General features: G+C 64.8%; 20 protein-coding genes. 10 read left to right on the forward strand and 10 right to left on the reverse strand.

All coding sequences use genetic code 11. From position 1 onward, the window contains the following. Positions 1-5: 5 nt before the first annotated feature. The 5 genes from ACFQS4_RS18600 (at position 6) to ACFQS4_RS18620 (ending at position 6,177) form a co-directional block, all read left to right on the forward strand. Positions 6-1,109 carry a ComEC/Rec2 family competence protein gene (locus tag ACFQS4_RS18600; protein WP_500195282.1) on the forward strand — a complete coding sequence of 368 codons (1,104 nt, stop codon included), beginning with the start codon at positions 6-8 and terminating at the stop codon, positions 1,107-1,109. Next, positions 1,106-1,513, forward strand: a complete 408-nt coding sequence (locus ACFQS4_RS18605; RefSeq protein ID WP_500195285.1) for a DUF3006 domain-containing protein — start codon at positions 1,106-1,108, stop codon at positions 1,511-1,513. Before ACFQS4_RS18600 ends, ACFQS4_RS18605 begins: the two co-directional genes overlap by 4 nt. 202 nt (positions 1,514-1,715) lie before the next feature. Continuing rightward, positions 1,716-2,312 carry a rod-determining factor RdfA gene (gene rdfA, locus ACFQS4_RS18610; protein ID WP_312909512.1) on the forward strand — a complete coding sequence of 199 codons (597 nt, stop codon included), beginning with the start codon at positions 1,716-1,718 and terminating at the stop codon, positions 2,310-2,312. A 147-nt stretch (positions 2,313-2,459) separates the two neighbouring features. Continuing rightward, on the forward strand, positions 2,460-4,406 hold the full coding sequence (locus ACFQS4_RS18615; protein ID WP_500195288.1) for an archaea-specific SMC-related protein: 1,947 nt from the start codon (positions 2,460-2,462) through the stop codon (positions 4,404-4,406). A 496-nt stretch (positions 4,407-4,902) separates the two neighbouring features. Continuing rightward, the gene (locus ACFQS4_RS18620; protein ID WP_500195290.1) at positions 4,903-6,177 is read left to right on the forward strand and encodes a DNA double-strand break repair nuclease NurA; all 1,275 of its coding nucleotides are present in this window, start codon (positions 4,903-4,905) and stop codon (positions 6,175-6,177) included. A 2-nt stretch (positions 6,178-6,179) separates the two neighbouring features. Here the strand turns inward: ACFQS4_RS18620 and ACFQS4_RS18625 are convergent, their stop codons facing one another. After that, positions 6,180-6,545, reverse strand: a complete 366-nt coding sequence (locus ACFQS4_RS18625; protein WP_500195291.1) for a DUF7113 family protein — start codon at positions 6,543-6,545, stop codon at positions 6,180-6,182. A gap of 367 nt (positions 6,546-6,912) precedes the next feature. Between ACFQS4_RS18625 and ACFQS4_RS18630 the strand changes: the two genes are divergently transcribed. The 3 genes from ACFQS4_RS18630 to ACFQS4_RS18640 are packed head-to-tail and all read left to right on the forward strand — an operon-like array spanning position 6,913 to position 11,257. Next, positions 6,913-9,165: a bifunctional metallophosphatase/5'-nucleotidase gene (locus ACFQS4_RS18630; RefSeq protein WP_500195292.1), complete on the forward strand. Its 2,253-nt coding sequence runs from the start codon at positions 6,913-6,915 to the stop codon at positions 9,163-9,165. Between the two features lie 41 nt (positions 9,166-9,206). Continuing rightward, positions 9,207-10,430, forward strand: coding sequence for a DUF7350 domain-containing protein (locus ACFQS4_RS18635; RefSeq protein WP_500195295.1), 1,224 nt, complete (start codon positions 9,207-9,209; stop codon positions 10,428-10,430). Then, positions 10,427-11,257 carry a cohesin domain-containing protein gene (locus ACFQS4_RS18640; protein WP_500195297.1) on the forward strand — a complete coding sequence of 277 codons (831 nt, stop codon included), beginning with the start codon at positions 10,427-10,429 and terminating at the stop codon, positions 11,255-11,257. Before ACFQS4_RS18635 ends, ACFQS4_RS18640 begins: the two co-directional genes overlap by 4 nt. Before the next feature lie 103 nt (positions 11,258-11,360). On the opposite strand, the gene ACFQS4_RS18645 is transcribed toward ACFQS4_RS18640, so the two are convergent. Beyond that, positions 11,361-12,161 (reverse strand): aldo/keto reductase, encoded by an 801-nt coding sequence (locus tag ACFQS4_RS18645; protein ID WP_500195299.1) that lies wholly within the window; start codon positions 12,159-12,161, stop codon positions 11,361-11,363. Between the two features lie 128 nt (positions 12,162-12,289). On the opposite strand from ACFQS4_RS18645, the gene ACFQS4_RS18650 reads away from it, so the two are divergent. Beyond that, positions 12,290-12,691: a hypothetical protein gene (locus tag ACFQS4_RS18650; RefSeq protein WP_500195301.1), complete on the forward strand. Its 402-nt coding sequence runs from the start codon at positions 12,290-12,292 to the stop codon at positions 12,689-12,691. A gap of 125 nt (positions 12,692-12,816) precedes the next feature. On the opposite strand, the gene ACFQS4_RS18655 is transcribed toward ACFQS4_RS18650, so the two are convergent. Beyond that, entirely contained in the window at positions 12,817-13,602 is a 786-nt protein-coding gene (locus ACFQS4_RS18655; protein ID WP_500195304.1) for a hypothetical protein, read from the reverse strand. Between the two features lie 116 nt (positions 13,603-13,718). Between ACFQS4_RS18655 and ACFQS4_RS18660 the strand changes: the two genes are divergently transcribed. Further along, a complete protein-coding gene (locus ACFQS4_RS18660) occupies positions 13,719-14,018 on the forward strand; it encodes a DUF7553 family protein (protein WP_500195306.1) in 300 nt (99 codons plus the stop codon). A 53-nt stretch (positions 14,019-14,071) separates the two neighbouring features. Here the strand turns inward: ACFQS4_RS18660 and hisH are convergent, their stop codons facing one another. From hisH to ACFQS4_RS18695, 7 genes are all read right to left on the reverse strand, one after another. Further along, positions 14,072-14,749: an imidazole glycerol phosphate synthase subunit HisH gene (hisH, locus tag ACFQS4_RS18665; RefSeq protein WP_500195308.1), complete on the reverse strand. Its 678-nt coding sequence runs from the start codon at positions 14,747-14,749 to the stop codon at positions 14,072-14,074. 76 nt (positions 14,750-14,825) lie between these two features. Then, positions 14,826-15,917, reverse strand: a complete 1,092-nt coding sequence (phnE, locus tag ACFQS4_RS18670; RefSeq protein WP_500195311.1) for a phosphonate ABC transporter, permease protein PhnE — start codon at positions 15,915-15,917, stop codon at positions 14,826-14,828. Beyond that, on the reverse strand, positions 15,914-16,735 hold the full coding sequence (phnC, locus tag ACFQS4_RS18675; protein ID WP_500195313.1) for a phosphonate ABC transporter ATP-binding protein: 822 nt from the start codon (positions 16,733-16,735) through the stop codon (positions 15,914-15,916). The genes phnE and phnC overlap by 4 nt, the downstream gene beginning before the upstream one ends. A gap of 30 nt (positions 16,736-16,765) precedes the next feature. Further along, positions 16,766-17,785, reverse strand: a complete 1,020-nt coding sequence (locus ACFQS4_RS18680; RefSeq protein ID WP_500195316.1) for a substrate-binding domain-containing protein — start codon at positions 17,783-17,785, stop codon at positions 16,766-16,768. A gap of 308 nt (positions 17,786-18,093) precedes the next feature. Then, a complete protein-coding gene (locus tag ACFQS4_RS18685; protein WP_500196673.1) occupies positions 18,094-18,687 on the reverse strand; it encodes a uracil-DNA glycosylase in 594 nt (197 codons plus the stop codon). A 142-nt stretch (positions 18,688-18,829) separates the two neighbouring features. Continuing rightward, positions 18,830-19,987 (reverse strand): methylmalonyl Co-A mutase-associated GTPase MeaB, encoded by a 1,158-nt coding sequence (gene meaB / locus ACFQS4_RS18690; protein ID WP_500195318.1) that lies wholly within the window; start codon positions 19,985-19,987, stop codon positions 18,830-18,832. Then, complete coding sequence (locus tag ACFQS4_RS18695) at positions 19,984-20,397, reverse strand: cobalamin B12-binding domain-containing protein (RefSeq protein ID WP_254158130.1); 414 nt, start codon at positions 20,395-20,397, stop codon at positions 19,984-19,986. Before ACFQS4_RS18695 ends, meaB begins: the two co-directional genes overlap by 4 nt. Positions 20,398-20,497: the final 100 nt, after the last annotated feature.

Raw genomic sequence — 20,497 nt, forward strand, 5'->3', positions numbered from 1 at the left:
GGTGCGTGCGACCCGTTCGTCTCCTGCTTTTGATGCTCGTCGTCGTCGTGCTCGTTACCGGCGGCTGTCTCGACTTCGGGACGTCGACGGGTCCTCGAGACGTCGATGGTGGCGACGGTGACGACGGCGGCGAACTCGAAGACGGTGACGACACTGACGACAGCGACGACCACTCCAACGACGGCGAAACGGAGCGGAATGCGGGCACACTCGAGATCCACCACATCGACGTGGGACAGGCCGACGCGACTCTGCTGATCGAGCCCTCGGGAGAGACGATGCTCGTCGACAGCGGCGACTGGCGAGACGACGGCGAGTCGGTCATCGCCTACCTCGAGGAGCGGGGAATCGACCGCGTCGACCACCTCGTGGCGACCCACGCTCACGCCGACCACATCGGCGGCCACGCCGCGGTGATCGAGCACGTAGAGACGAACGGCGACGGCGTCGGCGCCATCTACGACTCCGGCGTCGTCTCGACGAGCCAGACCTACGAGCGCTACCTGGACGCCGTCGAGGAACACGACGTCGACCTCTTTCCGGTTCGGGAAGGAGACGCCGTCGACTTCGGTGAGGCGGAAATCGAGTTCTACAACCCGCCGGCCGAGGGTCCGGACGACGAGGACGGGCTCAACGACAACAGCGTCGTCCTGACGGTGACCTACGGCGACGTCTCTTACCTGACGACCGGCGACGCCGAGCGCTCGGTCGAGTCGCGTCTGGTCGAGCGCCACGGTGACGACCTCGAGGCGGAGATCTACCAGACGGGTCACCACGGGTCATCGACCAGTTCGTCGTCGGCGTTTCTCGACGTGGTCGATCCCGACGTGACGGTCGTCTCGGCTCCCCTCGAGAGCCAGTACGGTCACCCACACGACGAGGTACTCGCGGCGTTCGGCGAGCGCGGAATCGAGACCTACTGGACGGGCGTCCACGGACACGTGGTCGTCACCACGGACGGCGAGTCGGTCGCGGTCCAGGCGGAGCGATCAGGCCCAACGGATGGGTACGTTCTCCTCGAGGAGTTCTCGAGCGATGAGACGGAGACGTCCGAGCGATTGGCTCAACGCGTGACCGGAATCCCGACGGAGGTACTCTCACTCCCATGACCAGCGCAACTGTCACTGCCGTCCTCGACCGCATCGTCGACGGTTCGGTCGCGGTGTTGCTACTCGAGACCGAGGCCGGCGACGAAGGCGAAGACAACGACGAACACGGTAACGACGTCGATGGCATCGAAGACGAATCACTCGATGGCGAAGCCACCGAAGCCGACAGCGGCGGAGCCACCGAAGCCGATGACGGTGAAGACACTGCGAAACGCCAACAGCTCGAACTCGACCTCGAGTCGCTCCCCGAGAACGGTCGCCACGAGGGGGCCGTCTTCGAGGTCGTTCTCGAGGACGGAGCAGTACGCGAGATGCGGTATCGGCCGGACGAGGAGGCCGACCGTCGCGATCGACTGCGGGATCGCTTCGACCGGCTCTCCGATCGGCTCCCGGATCGGGACTAACTATCAAAAATCGCCTCGTTCGACGCTTGTCTCTACTTTTTCACACATCTCCGCCTGAAAAGCTCCTGGCTTCGATATACGACCTCGCTGACCACATCAAAGCCACGCGACTTCGCTGACCGCGTCCCAGCCGATACTTTCACGTACCGGACACACCCATACCCGATAATGATAGACCGACCCGTCAGGAGGCGGAGAACGTATGCCGACTAAGGTCGCTCGTCTGCTCGAGACCTACGACCTCGAGAGCCTCGGGCTCGAACTCGAGCAGCGCTGGCTCGGGAAGGGATACGAACGGGAGAGCCTTCGCAAGTTGGCGAGACGATTCAACGAACGGCTCCTCGGTGAACGGATGACTCGCGCCGGTCTGTCGCCGCTCGACGGCGAGGTCGAGAACACGTACCGACTCCTCACCGACGACGACGTGAGCGCCGGGATGCGAACCCAGGCCGAACGCGAACTCGAGCGGGCCGGCATCGATGTCGACGCGCTCCGCCGGGAGTTCGTCTCCCACCAGGCAATTCACACCTACCTGACGAGCGACCGGGAACTCGAGGGGCCCTCTAGCCAGACGACTCCGGAGGACCGCCTCGAGCGGGATGCTGCCTCTATCCAGCGCCTCTCGAGTCGGTTGACCGCGGTCACGGAGGACACCGTGAAACGATATCGGGAGACGGACCTCCTCGAGAGCGGCTCCGTGTCGGTACTCGTCGACGTGAACGTCCTCTGTGAGGAGTGCGGGGAGCAGTACGACGTCGCGACGTTCCTCGAGCGCGGCGGCTGTCGCTGTCGCGAGTGATCGATCGTCCGTCGCGAGTGTTCGACCGGTTTTCTCACGCGTAACCAGCTCGCTCGAGTAACCAGGGTCCAGAGCCAACGGTCGCTGACCGTCCGAAGCGAGCGATAGACGATGGCATATAAATACGTGGTGCCCCAAGTGACGCCAATGAGCGCAGGCGAGACGACTGGACAGCCACGAGTGTCCGTCGAAAACATCGGCGGAATCGACTCGACGACGGTAGAATTGACGACAGGCGTGAACGTCCTCACGGGCCGAAACGCGACGAACCGAACCTCCTTCCTTCGATCCATCATGGGCGCACTCGGAAGCGACCGCGTCTCCCTCAAGGCAGACGCCGACCACGGCTCGGTGACGCTCGAGCTCGAGGGTGAAACGTACGAGCGCCACTTCGAACGGCGAGAAGGGGGGATCGTCAGTTCGGGCGACCCCTATCTCGAGGACCCGACGCTGGCGAACCTCTTCGCATTCCTGCTCGAGTCGAACACCGCGCGCCAGGCCGTCAGCCAGCATGATGACCTCCGCGAGGTCATCATGCGGCCGGTCGACGTTGAGGAGATCGAAGCCGAAATCTCCCAGGCCGAAGCGGACAAACGACGCCTCGACGACGAAATCGACCGTCTCACGTCGCTCAAATCGTCGCTTCCCTCGCTCGAGGAACGTCGCCAGTCGCTCCGAAAGGAGATCGAGGAAACGGAGGCTGAACTCGAAGAACGACGCGCGGACCTCGAGGCCTCGCGCGCGGACGAATCCGAGACCGACGACGACGAACTCGAGGCCAAACTCGACGAACTCCAGTCGGCGCGAAGCGACCTAGAGGACGTCCAGTTCCAGCGCGAGACCGAACAACAGAGCATCGAAACCCTCGAGTCGGAACTCGAGGAGATGCAGGACGAACTCGAGGAGCTTCCCGACGGCTTCGAAACGGATCCCGACGCGCTCGAACAGGAACTCGAGACGCTTCGTGACCAGCGATCGACGCTCGATTCGAGCACGAACCAGCTCCAGAGCATCATCCAGTTCAACGAGGAAATGCTCGAGGGGACGAACCAGCGGATCACGCAGGCGTTACAGGGCGAACAGTCCGAGACCGACGGTGGTGCGGTGACCGAACAGTTGCTCGAGGACGACACGGCCATCTGCTGGACGTGCGGGTCCACGGTCGAAACTGACCAAATCGAGTCGACCATCGAGCGCCTTCGCTCCCTGCGGCAGGAGCACGTCCAGGAACGCAACGAACTCCGGCGCCAGATCGACGACCGGAAGGCGACGTTGCGGGAGGCACGGGAGACGAACCAGCGCCGACAGACGCTGACGCAGCGAATCGAGAGCACGGAGAACGAACTCGAGCAACGCCGCGACCGGCTCGAGACGCTCGACGAGCGCGAGGGCGAACTCCAGGAACGCATCGACGACCTGGAGACGACGGTCGACGAACTCGAGGAGGAGAGCGAGAGCGAAACGCTCGATCACCAGAAGGAGGTGACCGAACTCGAGTTCAGTCTGAATCGGCTCGAGGACGACCTCGCGGACGTTGAGGACGAGATCGAGGAAGCCGAGACCGAGATCGGTCGGATCGACGACCTGCGAGCACAGCGAGAGCGGGCGTCCGAACGACTCACCGACCTCCGGACCCGAATCGATCGTATCGAGCGGGAGTCGGTCGAGGCGTTCAACGACCACATGGCCTCGGTGCTCGACGTCCTCGAGTACGAGAACCTCGAGCGCATCTGGATCGAGCGAACCGAGCAGACGGTCAAGGAGGGGCGGCGGCGCGTCGACCGCCCGGTCTTCGAGTTACACATCGTCCGCCAGGCCGACGACGGGCGGACCTACGAGGACACGATCGATCACCTGAGCGAGAGCGAGCGAGAAGTGACGGGGCTCGTGTTTGCGCTAGCTGGCTACCTGGTCCACGAAGTGTACGACGAGGTGCCGTTCATGCTGCTGGACTCGCTCGAGGCCATCGACTCGAATCGGATCGCCCGACTCGTCGATTACTTCAGCGAGTACGCAGAGACGCTCGTGACGGCGTTGCTTCCGGAGGACGCGGCGGCCCTGGACGAGGAGTACACGCGGATCACGTCGATCTAGCTCGGCCGAGGTGCGAAACCGCGCTCCAACCGATGTCGCGTCCAATTGGTATCCGGACTGATGTCGTCGACGGTGGTCGGTCGTAGCTCGAGCGTTACACGGATAGGTGTGTAACGTACGGGCTGGAAGGTACCGCCCTCCTTGAGACGACGTGATCGACCTCTCTAGCACCATTCATAGCTATTTCCCTGACACGTATCGAACTGCTGCCGATGGCGCCGGTCGGCGGTTCGGGACCGAAGACTGACCTCGCGAGTGGCTGAACGAGAGGCAGAGGGCCCTCGGAAGCAGGGAGAATCGGTGAACGCCGACGTCGAATTCGTCCACCACCGGTACCGATTCGGACGCGACGAGGGGGTCTCGAGAGACGAGTACCAGCAACGGCCACGACGACGCGATTCATGTCTCGCTACCGCTGTCCGCCCTCGTCGACCCACACCGTACTCGCGCTCGAGCGACCACTGGCTTTTTGCTGATTGCCTCGGTGGACTCGAGCATGACACTCGATCCGGTCCACTTCGACGGCATCGCGCGACTCGCGCGACGGATCGATCACGGGGCCGACGAGCGCGACCACCGGGCGCTCGCCGAGACGGTCTGGGCGGACTTTCTCGACCCACTGATCGACGACGACGGCCGATTCGTCCTCGAGCCACTCGATTCTGTCTCGAAACATCTCGTCGACCGGGAGGCTATCGCCCTCTGTGACCGGCCGTTCGCGACCGAACACGGACTGGACGCCGGGACGATCAACCCGACAGTGTTCAAGAACGGCCTCGTGATCGACATCGCCCAGGCGTCGATGAGCGCGACGCCCTCCTCGCTCGACCTCCACCGCTCGCGGACGATGATCGCGACGGTCCACTCGAGCGATCAGACGGCCCACGTCGACGAGACGTGGGACGAGTTCGACGACGACTACAGCCGCTCGCGGGCGATCAAGGTCCAGCAGCGACTGCCGCGGTTCGCCGAGGGCATCGTCCACGCGCTGGCGCTCTATCTCGCCGAGAGCGAGCACGCGCTTGCTCACGCCAAGGACGTCTCGGACCTGCTGATCCTCGACGGGCCGCTCTACCCGCGAGGGCTCCTCCGGTGGTCGGACCAGCATCCGGACCTCGCGACCTTCCTCGAGGAGAACGCCAGGCCGAAACAGGTCGTCCAGAACTACGTTCGGCTGGTCGAGACGTTCCTCGAGCGCGAGGTCCCGCTCGTCGGCTTCGTCAAGAATCCAGCGACGCGGGCGATCACCCGCGCGGTCAAGTCGAAGGACATCGAGGCGCCGTGGGGCGACGACGGGACGTTCTTCACCCGGATCCTCGAGCGCGGCGAGTACGTCTCGGACGTCGACGGGGAGCGCTGGGAACGCGACACCGAGAGCCTGACCTACACGGGCTGGTTCCGTTCGCGGGGCGGCGTCGACAGGCCCCTCTCGCCGGAAGGAGACGCACTCGGCGTCGACCGGAAACTCGACCTGGAGACCTACGAGGTGACGTTCTTCGTGATCTACGATCCGCGGGACGACCTGGTCTACCGGGTGGAAGCGCCGTACGGGGTCGTTCGCGACGAGGAGCGCCGGGAGCGACTCACCCGGCAGTTGCTCCAGGACGTGGCCGTCGCGGGCGGGCCGCCACAGACCATCGAGAAGGCCGACGAACTCGCCAGGATCAGCGCGTCCGAAAAGCGTTCGCTTCGGGAGGCGCTCGAGACGCAGTTCGAGACGGTCGAGCGGCGAACGTACGACGACAAGCGGTGGGGCGAGGAGTTCGCCTGAGCTCAGGTTGCGTCCCGCTCGAGCACGTCGGCGGCGTCGAGTTCGTCCTTCTCGATCTCGAGGTCGACGGCCTCGCGGTCGACGCCGATGCGGGCGAACTGGGTCTGGATGTGCTCGGTCGCGGCCTCGAGCGCCTGTTCGCGGGTGTCGAATCCGCGCGGCATCGGCGACTCGAAGGCGATGTGTACCTCGCGGCCGTCGATGAGTTGCGCGGTGCCACCACTATCGACCTCATAGAACTCGTCGCAGATCCAGACGTACGGGGCACCTTCGTCCGGCGCACCGCGGAACGAAGGGGCCTGCTCGCCCCGCTCGTATAGCGTCCCGGTGAGTTCGGTCCCGCCGGCACGGCCGCGTATGAGGAGCATACGATACGGTAGGGTATCGAAACGGAAAAACCGGATGGTTGCAAGATGGCCCCGAGCGGCCGTCTCGAGGAAACATTCGGAAAATCAGTAGTGTCTCCGATTCGTGACAACCGGGGAACTACGTTAGGTTACTTTCGCCTGGGTAGGGACCGTTCGGACTCGAGTGGCGGGTTGGGTGTCGCTTTTGACGGCGACTTTCTATCTGACATCTATACAGTCCGTACTATACTAATTATAGTAATTGATCGGATTGGGCACTCGAGTCGTCAGTACACGCCTGTCGTTCTCCGGAGCGCTCCCGACGGCGATTGAGACGTCGTGATGAAAATTAGAAAGGTATTAGTTACCCGTTTCGAAGGTTGCATCCATGGCGAAACACCCACGGCGAAAGAATTGTTCGTCGTCCGAACACGATTCCCTAGTTGACCGAAGCCGCCGTCGCTTTCTCGGCGCGACGGCTGGCGCCTCACTCGCTGCGCTCGTCCCCGCCAGTGCGAGCGTCGTGGCGAGCGGCGAGACGGTGACGATCGTTCACGACACGCACTTTCACGGGCGGTTTCGCAACGCACAGGAGTACGACCTCAACATCGCTCGCTACTACACCGTCGTCGAGGACGTCCTGGACGACGCCGAGAACTCGCTCTTCCTGGGCAACGGCGACGACATCGCCCCCTCGATGCTCGGCCTCGAGTACGAGGGCGAGCACATGATCGAGGCGCTCAACTATATGGACATCGACGCGGTTGGCGTCGGCAACCACGAGTACGACTTCGGGGCCGACATCGCGACGACGCGCTTCGAGGAGAGCGAGTTCCCGTGGCTCGTCGCGAACCTGCTCGACGACGCTGGCGACCCAGTCCCGGGGACCGAGCGCTGGACCACGCTCGAGGAGGGCGGACTCACCGTCGGCGTCTTCGGCTTGGTCTCGACGAACTTCCACTCGCTGACGGACTACCCGGCGGAGTGGCAGGTGCTCGGTTACGTCGAGGGCGCTCAGGAGGCCGTCGACGCCCTGCGAGCGGACGGGGCCGACGTCGTCGTCTGTGCCTCCCACGTCAGCACGGGAATCCACGACACGCTGGCCGCAGAGGTCGACGGACTGGACGCCATCGTCGGGTCGCACTCGGGCGTCGTGTACGACGAACCCGAAATCGCCGACGGAACGGTCGTCAGCGAGTTCGGCGACGAGTTCGCCCACGTCGGGTCGATCACGCTCGACGCCGACGGCGACCTCGTCGACTGGCGGCGGGTCGACCTGATCCCCGAGAACTGGAGTCCGAGCGACGCGGTCGACGAGTACGAGCAGATCACGGCCCGCGAGACGGCCGACATCGAGGAAGATCCCACGCTCGTGGACTTGGCCGAAGAGTGGCAGGGCGAACTCGACGAACGCCTCGGTCAACCGTTCTTCGAGAGCGAGACGGACCTCAACGGCACGTTCGACAACTATGCGATCGAAACCGGCTTCGGCAACCTCATCACCGACGCGATGGCGACCATCGGCGACACCGCCGACATCGAGGTCGACGTCGCCGTCCAGAACGGCGGCGGCATCCGCGGCGGCTACTACGAGGCCGGGCCGATCACCGGCGCGCAGGTCATGGAGACCCTCCCGTTCCCGAACGAGATCGAGGTCGTCGAGCTCACCGGTCAACAACTCGTCGACTACCTCGAGAGCGAGATTCGCCCGCACCCGAGCGAGGACTACGGCACGCAGCCGGCGATCCAGGTCTCGGGGGTCTCCTACGAGTGGTGGGGCCACGACGAGGAGACGTGGATCGACAACGTGTTCGTCGGCGGCGAACCGGTCGACCTCGGGGCGACCTATTACATGGCGAACAACGACTACGTCGTCGGCAACGACCCAATTCTGAGCGAGGCCAAGACCGTCCTCGAATCGGGTCAGTTCCAGGGGCCGTACGTGCTCGACGTACTCGAGGAGTGGGGTACCGTGGCTCCCGAACGCGAGAACCGGATGATCCGGGTCGACGAGGACGTCGGCGCGGGGTCGGTCGCACGCGACGACGGCGAGATCGCGATCACCGTTCCCTTCCCCGAGGGTGGTACCGCCGTCGTCGAGGACTCCTTCCGCGCCATGATCCGCACCGGCGAGGACCTCGCGGCCGAGTCCGTCGCCGAGGGCGACGATACCGTCGAGGTCGTCTTCGACGCCGAGGCGCTGTGCGAACTCGCCTCGAGCGTCGAGAACCCCGTCCTTCGGGTCTTCGGCGGCTACGATCCGGACGAGGAGTACTGGGGTTACGGCTTCGAGTTGCCTACCTCGAGCGGCTACGACTACTTCAAATTGAAGTCGAGCGTCGACGCGGCGGCCGTGCTCGAGACTGGCGAGGGTGCGGACGGTGACGACGGCGACGACGGCGAAGACGACGACGGTGGAAACGGCAACGGTGAGGATCAGAACGGAGATCAGGACGGCGACGATCAGGACGGCGACGAACAGGAGAACGAGGACGTCGTGGACGAGGATACCGACGTCAGCGGCGAAGAAGACGGTATGCCCGGATTCGGTCCATTTGCCGCCCTCGCCGGCGGCGCAGGTGGGACTTACCTCTACTCCCGTGTGCGCGGTGCTGACGACGAGGAATCCGACCGGGCTTGAAGGACAAACCGTAAATTGCTCTCCGCCTAACTCCCCTACAGATGCGCGGAACGTCCCCGCTTTCGCGACGCCGCCTCCTCCAGCGAGCGACCGCCGGGGCCGGCACACTCGCCATCGCCGGCTGTCTCGAGCGCGGTGAGGACGACACCCCGGAATCGAACGGAAACGCCGAGCCGAACGGGTCGAACGACACCAACGACTCCGACGACCTGCTCGCGTTCCCCGAAATCGAGGACCCACCGGACGCGGTGTACCGCCCGACCCACCGCGAGCGTATGCGGATGCTCGAACCCGTCGATGCCGGCGACTACCGCGTTGCCGGGATGGTCACCTATCCACACCCGTTCTGGCTCGTCGACGGAAGCGGCGTCGAGAAGGTCGAACCCGACCGCGACGACGTCCACCTGATGGTCACCGCCTGGGACCGCGAGACCAAACAGGTGGTTCCCGTCGACTCGAGTCCCGCCCTCGAACTCTCCCGGAACGGCGAGTTCGTTCGCGAGGTTCGTCCGTGGCTCATGCTCTCCCAGCAGATGGGCTTTCACTTCGGGGACAACCTCTCCCTCGAGGGTGACGGCACCTATCGCGTCGAGGGCCGATTGAGCCCGGTCTCGATCCGGAAAACTGGCGCGTTCGTGGATCGACTCGAGGAGCCCGTCTCGTTCGAGCTCGCGTTCGACTTCGACGACGACCTTCGCCGGCTCGCGACCGAAATCGAGTACTTCCCCGAGGACGAGTGGGGCGAGCGTGGCGCGCTCGAGCCGATGGGGCACGGAGACGGTGAGGGCGGCGGCGGGGGCAGCAACTCCGACAACGACAATTCCGAATCCGATCACGACGGCCACGCCATCCCGTACTCGAGCGCACCGTCGGCGACGGGCCTCCCCGGAACACTTCAGGAACCGCTCGAGAGCGGCGACGCCGTCTTCGAGGTCGCGATTCTCGAACCGGGTTCCAGATTCGTCGACGTCGATCCCGAGGCGGGCGCCGACGACCACTACCTCGCCGTCTCCCCGCGGACGCCTTACAACCACTGCGTCCTCCCGCTGATGGGCCTCGAGGCGACCATCGACGGCGACTCCCAGCGGCTGACCGAAACCCTCGACCACGAACTCGGTCTCCACTATGGGACGGCACTGGCGACCGATCCGAACGAGGCAACCCTCGAACTCGCAGTACGAACGCCACCGCAAGTCTCGAGACACCGGGGCTACGAGACGGCCTTCCTCGAGATGCCGTCGATGTCGACGGTAATCTCGCTATGACCGGCCGCAGCCTCCTCGTCGCACTTCTCGCGCTGGCACTGGTAACGTCCGCCGTCGCTCTGGCCGGTTTCGGGGTCGGGACGGTTACCGCTGGCGACGCCGTCGCCACCATCTCGCCGACGCCCTACGAGGTCGAGGCCCAGCCCGGCGAGGAGATTGAAATCGACGTCGTCATGCGCAGCCAGGGTGCCCACGGCGAGGGCGTCGCCTCCTACGAGTTGATCGCCCAGTACCACCCCGACTACCTCGAAGTCACGGACGTCGAGGCCGGCGACTGGCTCGAACAGGGCGAGGAAACCGAGATCCGCGAGGAACGGGTAATTGTCAACGAGGCCGGAACGACGATCCTCGAACAGCGGCGCGATCCGGCGGCCGGCGGGGCGACGGGGCAGGCTCGCGTCGCCACGATTACGGTCCAGGTCGCGGAAGACGCGCCGGCGGCACAGACGACGCTCTCCTTCGGCAACTCGGAGGTCTACCTCGAGCGCGAGTTCCCGCTCGCGGTTCACGATCGGGAGGTGACGATTTCGATCGACGGTGAGGAGGAACCGCACGAACCGTTCGACCACCCAGATCCGCAGGATCGCGACGCACTCGAGGCGATGGCGGACAATTCGACCGGAGAAAACGACACCGCTGAATCTGGGGACGATCCGGACTCGAGCGACTCCGACGACGTAGACGAGAACACCTCGGGATCGGCGAACGAATCGGGCAGCGACGAGCCTCGCGAAGCGAACGACGCCGATTCGGTGCCCGGATTCACGGCCGTCTCCCTGCTCGTGGTACTTCTCGCTCTCGCTGGGTTCCGTCGGGTCCTGGATTGAGAACGATAACAGCGTCTCGAGTCGTGTCGCGAATCCTTCGAGCGGTCACCGATGTCGATTGACTCGAACATTCACCAACGTCAATTCTCCGAACAGTCCTCGATCAGCGATTCCACGCGGCCGCATCCGGATCGACCAGTCGTTCGCCACGGTCGAGTCCGGCGATCCGATCCAGCTCGTCGTCGCTCAACGCGAGGTCGAGCGCCGCGTAGTTCTCCTCGACGTGGTCGCCGGTCGCCTTCGGGATGGGGACCACGCCCTCGTGGGAGTAGTGCCACGCGAGCGTCACCTGGACGGGCGTGGCGTCGTGGGCGTCGGCGATCGCCTCGAGCGTGTCGTCGCCGGCGACGTTGCCCTTCGCGATCGGGCAGTAGGCCACGGTCGTCACGTCGTGTCCCTGTCCGTACTCGACCAGGTCGCCCTGCTGGAGGAACGGGTGCAGTTCGACCTGATTGGCGGCGATTGGCGACTCGAGGATCTCGCGGGCCTCCTCGAGCAACTCGACGGTAAAGTTGCTCACGCCGACGTTTCGCGCCCACCCCCGGTCGCGAACCTCGTCCATCGCGGGCAGCGTCTCCTCGGGGTCGTAGGCGTCGGTCGGCCAGTGGACGTACAGCAGGTCCACGGCGTCGACACCGAGTCGCTCGAGGCTCTCCTCGGTCGTCTCGAGGACGTCGTCGTGTGCGAGGTTTGAGGGGTGAACCTTCGTCGCCAGGAACACGTCCTCGCGGTCGACATCGCTTCGCTCGAGCGCAGCCCCAACTGCGGCCTCGTTGTCGTACATCTGGGCGGTATCGACGTGGCGATAGCCGGCCTCGAGCGCTCGCACGACGCTCTCGGTGCAGGTCTCTCCTTCGTGACCCGACGTTCCAAAGCCGGGCTGGGGGATGGGTGTCTCGCTCATACGCGACCGAACGGCGGCCGAGTACTCGAGTGTCGGGGAAGCGGCAAGTGGTCGGCCGTCCCTCGAGTTGGTTTCGCGCCTCCGTCGTGCGCCTCGAGTTTATATACGATCGGGCGGCCAGACCGCCCATGGCTCGACAGCCCACTCGAACTCGCCGCACCGTACTCGGAACGATCGCCGGCCTCGCCACGGGCGCTACTGCGGGAACCGTTAGCGGGAGCGGTTCTGGCGCACCGTCTCGGGACAGGGTCACCGAGGCTTCAGAATCGCACACCCAGCCAACGGCTCCTGCCTCAAGCTCGGGGCTCCCGTTCGAAACGTTCGTCGCGACCGTCGACCGAATCGTCGACGGCGAACACATCGTCATCTTGCTCGAGGAGGGCGGGCGAACTGTCGATCAGCTCGTCGTTCCTCGCGATCGTCTCCCGACCGTCGAAGAACGGGATCGACTCGTCGTGCTCGTTCGCGACGGGGACCTCGCCGCGGCCTGGCCGCTTCCCGAGCGTCTCGATCCTCGCTCGAGGGAGTAGCCACGGGCGCTAATTCCAGCGGAGCTCGACAGGGCGTCTCGAACGAATCGACTCGCCGTCCGCTCGACGTCGCCTGAGCCGAACGGGTGCTGCACTCGAGAGTCGGTGATCGAGGGATCGAAACGTCACTCCTCCTGTTCGACGCCGTCATCCGCATCGCCGCCATCGCCCTCGTCGTCGCCCGCCTGCGACGCGTCCGGGTCGGTCTCGTCCTGACGCATTGCGTCGCCCGTGTCGGCTTCGCTCTCGCTGTATTCGTCAGCGTCGGCTACACTCGAGTCGTCGCCGTCCAGGGCACCGGGTCTCGGTCCACCGGTTTCGGGGTCGACCTCGCTATCGATCGACATCGTCGGTTGTGCCTGTTCGGCCGACGGACCGGTCGCTTCGCTCACTTCGTCCGCGACTGCGGTATCCGAGAGGTCTGCCTCCTCGGCGTCGTCCTCGTCCAGCCGTGGATCGGCCTCTGCCGACGCCTCTTCGGCCGATTCGTCGTCGACGGCCGGCTCGAGCGAGGACGTCTCGTCGTCTTGCCAGTCGAACTCGTCGCTCGAGGCGTCGAGCCCGGTTTCGCGACCCTGGTCTTCCCGCTGTGCTGCCGCGTGAGCCTCGTCCGACGTGGATTTGTCCGATTCCCCGGTGCTCGCGCGGCGTCGCTTGACGCCGGCACCGACGGCTGCCGTGCCGATGGCGGCCGGGATGACGCCACGTACTCGACCCCGCCGAAGCGATCGGAGGCCTCGCCAGAGGACCACGGCGCCAGTCGCCATCGCGAGCGACCCGTCGCTCGCACCTCGTCTCGCCAGCGATAGCGCCCGATCGATCGTCGACCCGCCGTCGAGCGGCGCGTCCGACTCGAGGGCTCGTTCGGTCAGATCGCCCGTCTGATTTCCACCGTCTCCTGTGTCGACCATTGGATCGGGAGCTACACCGTCGATGCAAGTGAATCTTAGCCCGGCATACCAATCCACGCTCGATGCCGTCGCTCGCCGGCCGACGATTGTTGAGGACGGCGCCCGATACCGGAGACGTGACCGCCGAAACGTCACACCTCGAGCGCGCTCGCGAGCACCTTCGACGCGCGAGCGACGCCGCCGACCGAACCGTCCAGGAGCAGGCCGATTCGATTCAGGAGGGGCTAGACGAGGAACTCGAGGGCCACCGCACGCAGGACGAACCCGGACCGAAGACCGACCGGATCGCCGAACTCATCGAAAAACTCGACGGCCTCGAGTCCGAGACGTCGGGCGAGGCCGGCGAGCGGCTCGCTCGTGCCCGGGAGGCCTGCGTCGAGTACCAGAAGTCACAGGCCCAGGACGACGAGACGTAGCACCTGGGGCGCGGTCGCCGCTCCCGACTTCGCCAACCTCGTCCTAGAGGCTCTCACTCGAGATCCGCACAGATCCCGACGAAGTTCCGCAGAATCTGGAGCCCGGTCTCGCCGCTCTTCTCCGGGTGGAACTGGGTCCCGAAGACGTTGCCCGCCTCGTTCGCGACGATCGAGGGGAACGGCCGTTCGTAGTCGGTGGTCGCGACCGTCGCCGACTCGTCGTCGGGGACGGCGTAGTAGGAGTGAACGAAGTATGCGTAGCGGCCGTCGACGCCCTCGACGAGCGGGTGTTCTCGTTCGACGGCGAGTTCGTTCCAGCCCATGTGAGGAATCTTTTGCCCTTCGGCGAAGCGGACGTTGGTTCCTGGAATCAGGTCCAGGCCGGTGACGGCGGACTCACCGTCGGTTTCGCCCTCCTCGCTCGAGGTCAGGAGCATCTGCATGCCGAGACAGATCCCGAAGAGTGGCTGGCCGCGGTCGGCGACCGCCAGCAGGTCCTCCCGGAGCGGATCGGCGTTCTCGACGCCCTCGCGGAACGCGCCGACACCGGGCAGGACGATGCCATCGGCGTCCTCGAAGTCGGCCGGGTCGTCGGTGATTTCGACGGCGGCGCCCGCCCGCTCGAGGCCGCGCGTGACGCTCCGGAGGTTGCCCAGGCCGTAGTCGACGATGGCGACGTCGGCGAGGGTCTCCTCGCTCTCCACCGGGGACGATAGCGTGGTCTTGGTCATACATACGGGTCGGCGACGAGCGAGCAAGTGCGTTGCCCTTCGAGAAAGAACGGCCGCGGTTGGTGAGTGAGGCGGCTTACTTCGCGAGCGAACGGGCCATCCGCTTCGGGAAGCCCTTCAGCAGTTCCCACAGCCCCATCGGCTCGGTGTCGTCGGCGCGGAGCCGTGCGCGAATCCGCTGGCTGAACATCTCGACGGAGATGATCATCACGAGGATGACGAGGATGGTCGCCATCGCGTTCGTATAGGCGAACAGTCCCATCTGGACCTCGAGCACTTGGCCAAGTCCCCCACCGCCGACGATGCCGAGCGAGACGGCGATGCGGACGTTGATCTCGAAGATGTAGAGCGTCCACGCGATGAACGGCGTGTGGACCTGACTCAACATTCCGAAGGTGATCGTCTGTCGACGGCTCGCCCCCGTGGTCTTCATCGCCTCGATGGGTCCGTCCTCGATCTCCTCGAGTTCGTCGACGAACAGCCGTCCGAGGTTCCCAATGGTGTCGACGGCGATGGCGATGGTTGCGGTGACCGGACCGATTCCCGCCAGCGGGATGAATATCAGAATCCAGACGAGCGCGGGAATCGCCCGGATGGTGCTCATTGTCCCGCGGAAGATGAAGTTGAACGGGAACGGCGTGACGCGTTCGCTCCCGAGAATGCCGAACAGCAGGGCGAAGGGGAATCCCATGACCGTTCCGGCGACGGCCATCGACAGCGTCGTGCCAGCTTCTCCAAAGAAGGGCAGCGGGCCGCCCTCGGAGACGAAGATCGCGAGCAGGAGGCTCGGGATCGAGAGCAGGAAGCCGATCGGGTCACCGAACGGGCTCGGGTATTGGCCCAGCAGCTCCTTGTCGTACAGGAGGTTCCGCTCGTGGATGTAGGACGTGTACTCGAGGAACCCGCTCGGGTCGAAAAACGGCGGTTCGGTCAGCAAGAACGGGAAGAAGTCCGTCGCCCGCCGGGCGAAGGTGCCGTACTGCTTGTTAGTGGAGAACCACTCGACCGAGGTGAGTGCGCTCAGGAACAGGTATCCGAGGACGCCGACGAGGATCCCGTAGCCGATCCACCGGACGCGGCGCCGTCGCTTGATGGCCTCGAAACGTTCGACGACGCGGGAATCCGTTTCGGTGCCCGTCTTCGTTCCCGTACCGGTATCCGTACTCATACGTACTCACCCGAGGTCGGCGACGTCGCCCCATCGGTCTCGTCGCTCGGGCCGTCGTCCCTAGCGCTCGCCGACTCGGAGGCCTCGAACATCCCTTCGGTGTCGATGCCGCCGTAGATTTCGTCGATGACCTCCATCGTGAAGTCCTCGCGGTAGCCGTCGAAGACCAGCTGGCCGTTTCGCAGGCCGATGAAGCGCTCTCCGAATTTCCGAGCGAGGTTGACCTGATGGAGGCTGATCAGTGACGTCAGTCCGCGCTCTTTGGCGGCCCGGCGCAGATAGCCCATAACCTGCTGCGAACTGCCGGGATCGAGGCTCGCGACGGGTTCGTCGGCGAGCATGATCTGTGGGTTCTGCACCAGTGCACGAGCGATACCCACGCGCTGTTGCTGGCCGCCGCTCATCTGACGAGCCCGTTTCTGGGCGTGATCGAGGAGGCCGACCGTGTCGAGGGCCTCGAGCGTCTGGATCTTCTCTTCTTTGTCGTGAAGCTGCAACAGACTCTCGAGGTAGTTCGACCGATTCAGCGCCCCGGTGAGGGCGTTCGAGTACGCGGTCATCTGGCCGATGATGTTATGTTGCTGAAATATCATGGCCACGTCCTTGCGCGGTTCGGTCACCTCCTCCCCGTCGATGGCGACGGACCCTTCGGTCGGCGTCGTCAGCCCGTTCATACAGCGTAGAAGCGTCGATTTCCCCGAGCCAGAGATGCCGAGTACGATGACGAACTCACCGTCGGCGATCTCGAACGAGACGTCGTCTAATGCGACCGTCTCGCCGAACACTTTGGTTAGCCCGTCGACTGTTATCTCACTCATGCACGATTCTAAAGAGTATTTCAGACAGGACTATTCAAGGTCTTCGAACTCGAGGCCGAGCTCGTCCATGACTGTCTGGATCGGTTCGTAGTCGTTGATCGAACCCTCCTGGACGCCGGTGAACCAGAGCGGCTCTCCGTCGTAGCCCTCGTCGTGCTGGAGGTCCTCCTCGGTGACGTTGAGGATGGCCTCCTCGACGTCGGAGCGGACGTCCGATTCCCACTCGGAGCGAACCATCAGGGGCGCACGCGGGAGGGGATCGGAGACCGCCAGCAGCTTGAGTTCGGCGTTGGGGTCGGCATCCTCGTTGCCGATGTCTTCGCCCGCACCGTCGTACTCGGCGGAAATTTCGGCGAATTGTTCGTACTCGTCGAACTGCTCCTGGGGGACCAACGGTGCAGACACGAACGCTCCACTGAGGGCCGCTTTGACCTCGTCCCGGTTGATCAGCTGGTTGCGGGCCGTCGCGTGATCGTCGTACCCGATCTCGAAGTCGACCGGGTCGCCGTCGGGCGCGGTGCCGGTGTCGAGACCCGCTTCCTTGAGCATCGTGAGGGGAACGAGGGTTCCGCTCACGGAGAGGGGGGAGGCCGCGTTGACGACCTCACCCTCGAGGTCCGCCAGCTCCTCGATGCCGCTGTCGGGCGTCGTCGTGATCGTCGAGAAGTACTGGGCTGCGCCGTAGGCGACGCGGATCCCGATTACTTCGGCCACGTCTTTTCCGGCGACGGCTGCGGAGGGCGACGTGTCGGCCACATCGGCCTGATCGTCGCGGAGCGCCGTCAGCGTTTCCGAGTACGACTGGGTCGTCACGGGGTCGATCGTCGCGTCGGTTTCCGACTCGAGGTAGTCAAACATCGGCTGGTACTGGTCCTCGATCGAAACGTCGGATTCGGCCGGATTGAGCACGAATCGGACGGTGTTCTCGTCGTCACCGTCGCTCCCACCAGTCAGATCACCCAGACAACCCGCCAGTCCCGCCGTCGCCGTCACACCTGCACCTTTGATGAACGTTCGCCGCTTGTTTGTCCACCGTGTCTTATCGGACATGGATGACACTATGAACGCCACCATTTAGGAGTTTCTATGTCGTCTACATACTCATCCATCGGTATCCCAATAGAGCCGCGCTTTGTACACAAACCCGCCGAGTTTATCCGATATTTTGGGTCCCGATCACTATTATTAAACAAACGAATATTGAAATATTCTGTCGGTTTTCTGTATTGCTCGTTCGAACGAAATGTGACTCGCCCGAACGAAATACGAGTTTGTACGCACACAAATCACCGATCAGACCTCGAGTGACTGCGAAAGCGAGAGTGAACGCGACCGTCGGCATCCATCAGTCGATACGGTTAGTCGAACCCGTCGAGTCGTGCTTGCCCGCTTCCCTCGCTTCCCTCGAGCCCCGCCAACTCGGCCGCCATCTCGAGCGTCTCGGCGAACGTATCGGTCTGGCTCCGGTCGTACAGCGTCGCGGCCGGGTGGAGACAGATCAGAACGCGTCTCGCGGTTCCGCCGATACGGGCGTCCTCGACGGTTCCGGCTTCCTTCGTCACCGCGACCGACCGCTCAAGCAGGTGTTCGCTCGGCACCTTGCCGAGCGTGACGATCACCTCGGGATCGAGTCGGGCGATTTCGGTCTCGAGGTAGCCCCGACAGTTCGCGAGTTCCGCCTTCGTGGGATCGCGGTTCTCGGGTGGCCGACAGCGCACGCAGTTCGTGATGCGGACGTCCTCCCGGAGGAGGCCCACGTCCCGGAGGTGGTCGTCGAGAACGGATCCGCTCCTGCCGACGAAGGGCTCCCCTTCGCGGTCCTCGGTCGCGCCGGGCCCCTCCCCGACGAACAGGAGGTCGGCGTCCTCGGGTCCGGCTCCGTTGACGATCTGACTCCGCGACTCGACCAGGTCGCCACAGCGCGTACAGCCCGTCACCTCGAGGCCGTCCATGTGTTCGGCGTCGGCGTCTTGCTCGGGGTCAGTCGACAGTTCACCGTTGGCGTCACCGTCGTCTGCGGTCATACGCTTCGCTCGGAGAGCCACCTACTAGAACCCTTCCACGCGCGTTCAAAAATCGAAGGGGAGCCGACATCTACCGCGAGACCGACTCGAGGCGCTCTCCCTCCAACTCCTCGAGGCACCGCTCGAGCGAAGCGAGCGCCTCGTCGGCGATCGTGTACGGGTCGGTCTCACCCGTCCGGACCGCCTCCGCGAGCGCGTCGACGCCGCCGGCGCGCTCGAGTTCGCCCTGGAGCAGGTCGTGGACGTCCTCCCGGAGCAGGGTTCGGATCTCCTCGCCGTAGCGTCGACGAGTGCGCTCGGCGAGGGTCCCGGAGCGCTCGAGGTAGTGGCGGTGGTGTTCCAGATCCTCGATCAGGTCGTCGACGCCGGTTCCGTCGGTGGCGACGGTTTCGACGACGGGTGGGACCCAGGTCTCGGGTTCGGCTGATTCGGCTGATTCGGCTGATTCGGCTGACTCGTGTGCTTCGTGTGCTTCGTGTGGTTCCCCCTCACTGCCGTCCTCGCTCGAGTGAGAATTCGAGGCACCCTCGCCCATCGCGTCCACACCGTGGTGCCCGCCTCCCGAACTCGAGAAGCCGCCACCGTCGCCCAGTTCGATCATCTCGAGGAGTTCCTGGACCGTCCTGTCGGCTCCCGGCCGGTCGGCCTTGTTCACGACGAAGACGTCGGCGATCTCGAGGATGCCGGCCTTGAGCGTCTGGATAGAGTCGCCGGAGCCCGGCGGGACGAGCACCGCGACCGTATCGGCCGTTCGAACGATGTCGATCTCGTTTTGCCCGGCGCCGACGGTCTCGATGATGATCCGGTCCTTGCCGAAGGCGTCCATCGCCTTGACGGCGTCGGCGGTCGCCGTCGAAAGTCCGCCGAGGGTTCCCCGGGCGCTCATCGAGCGCACGAAGACGTCCATGTCGCCGACCGTCGAGGCCATGCGGATGCGGTCGCCCAGCACGGCCCCGCCGGTGAAGGGCGAGGAGGGGTCGATGGCGATCACGCCGACGGTCTCGCCCCGCTCGCGGTAGGTCTCGGCCAGTTTGTCGACTAGCGTGGACTTGCCTGCGCCCGGACTGCCCGTGATGCCGACGATTTCGGCGTTGCCGGTGTGGGCGTACAGGTCGGACACCAGTTCGCGGTAGCCCGGTGCCCGATTTTCGATCTTCGAGATGACGCGCGCGAGCGCCCGATGTTTTCCGACCAGGAGGTCCTCGAGCAGATCGTCGTCGCCGCTCATCGCTCGGGGGCGTTCTCGCGGACGAACTCGACGGTCTCCTCGATCGACGTGCCGGGTCCGAAGACGGCGGCGACGCCTTCCGCTCGCAGGGCCGCCTTGTCCTCCTCGGGGATCACGCCCCCGACCAGGACGAGGGTGTCCTCGGCGGCGTCGTACTCCTCGAGGCCGTCCATGATCTTCGGGACCAGCGTCTTGTGGGCTCCCGAGAGGATCGAAATGCCGAGGACGTCGACGTCCTCCTGGACGGCCGCCTGGACGATTTCGGCGGGCGCCTTGTGCAGTCCGGAGTAGATGACCTCGAAGCCGGCGTCGCGGAACGCTCGAGCGATGACGTGGGCCCCGCGGTCGTGGCCGTCGAGGCCGACCTTCGCCACGAGACACCGGATCGATCGCGTTTCCTGTTCGCTCATGCCCGTTCCTTTTCCGCCGGTCGGTTTGACTCTAACGGAAGTTCGTGGGGTTCGTGCGCCAATCGACGCGCACAAATCGCCGGCGCACGAGTCACCTCCA

It is taken from the genome of Saliphagus sp. GCM10025317 (assembly GCF_042663665.1).
GTDB lineage: Archaea > Halobacteriota > Halobacteria > Halobacteriales > Natrialbaceae > Natronosalvus.

Excerpts from the sequence above, each read along its gene's own strand:
- ACFQS4_RS18605 (WP_500195285.1), top strand. The coding sequence starts at position 1,106 with ATGACCAGCGCAACTGTCACTGCCGTCCTCGACCGCATCGTCGACGGT.
- rdfA (WP_312909512.1), top strand. The coding sequence starts at position 1,716 with ATGCCGACTAAGGTCGCTCGTCTGCTCGAGACCTACGACCTCGAGAGC.
- ACFQS4_RS18615 (WP_500195288.1), top strand. The coding sequence starts at position 2,460 with ATGAGCGCAGGCGAGACGACTGGACAGCCACGAGTGTCCGTCGAAAAC.
- ACFQS4_RS18620 (WP_500195290.1), top strand. The coding sequence starts at position 4,903 with ATGACACTCGATCCGGTCCACTTCGACGGCATCGCGCGACTCGCGCGA.
- ACFQS4_RS18625 (WP_500195291.1), bottom strand. The coding sequence starts at position 6,545 with ATGCTCCTCATACGCGGCCGTGCCGGCGGGACCGAACTCACCGGGACG.
- ACFQS4_RS18630 (WP_500195292.1), top strand. The coding sequence starts at position 6,913 with ATGGCGAAACACCCACGGCGAAAGAATTGTTCGTCGTCCGAACACGAT.
- ACFQS4_RS18635 (WP_500195295.1), top strand. The coding sequence starts at position 9,207 with ATGCGCGGAACGTCCCCGCTTTCGCGACGCCGCCTCCTCCAGCGAGCG.
- ACFQS4_RS18640 (WP_500195297.1), top strand. The coding sequence starts at position 10,427 with ATGACCGGCCGCAGCCTCCTCGTCGCACTTCTCGCGCTGGCACTGGTA.
- ACFQS4_RS18645 (WP_500195299.1), bottom strand. The coding sequence starts at position 12,161 with ATGAGCGAGACACCCATCCCCCAGCCCGGCTTTGGAACGTCGGGTCAC.
- ACFQS4_RS18650 (WP_500195301.1), top strand. The coding sequence starts at position 12,290 with ATGGCTCGACAGCCCACTCGAACTCGCCGCACCGTACTCGGAACGATC.
- ACFQS4_RS18655 (WP_500195304.1), bottom strand. The coding sequence starts at position 13,602 with ATGGTCGACACAGGAGACGGTGGAAATCAGACGGGCGATCTGACCGAA.
- hisH (WP_500195308.1), bottom strand. The coding sequence starts at position 14,749 with ATGACCAAGACCACGCTATCGTCCCCGGTGGAGAGCGAGGAGACCCTC.
- phnE (WP_500195311.1), bottom strand. The coding sequence starts at position 15,917 with ATGAGTACGGATACCGGTACGGGAACGAAGACGGGCACCGAAACGGAT.
- phnC (WP_500195313.1), bottom strand. The coding sequence starts at position 16,735 with ATGAGTGAGATAACAGTCGACGGGCTAACCAAAGTGTTCGGCGAGACG.
- ACFQS4_RS18680 (WP_500195316.1), bottom strand. The coding sequence starts at position 17,785 with ATGTCCGATAAGACACGGTGGACAAACAAGCGGCGAACGTTCATCAAA.
- ACFQS4_RS18685 (WP_500196673.1), bottom strand. The coding sequence starts at position 18,687 with ATGGACGGCCTCGAGGTGACGGGCTGTACGCGCTGTGGCGACCTGGTC.
- meaB (WP_500195318.1), bottom strand. The coding sequence starts at position 19,987 with ATGAGCGGCGACGACGATCTGCTCGAGGACCTCCTGGTCGGAAAACAT.
- ACFQS4_RS18695 (WP_254158130.1), bottom strand. The coding sequence starts at position 20,397 with ATGAGCGAACAGGAAACGCGATCGATCCGGTGTCTCGTGGCGAAGGTC.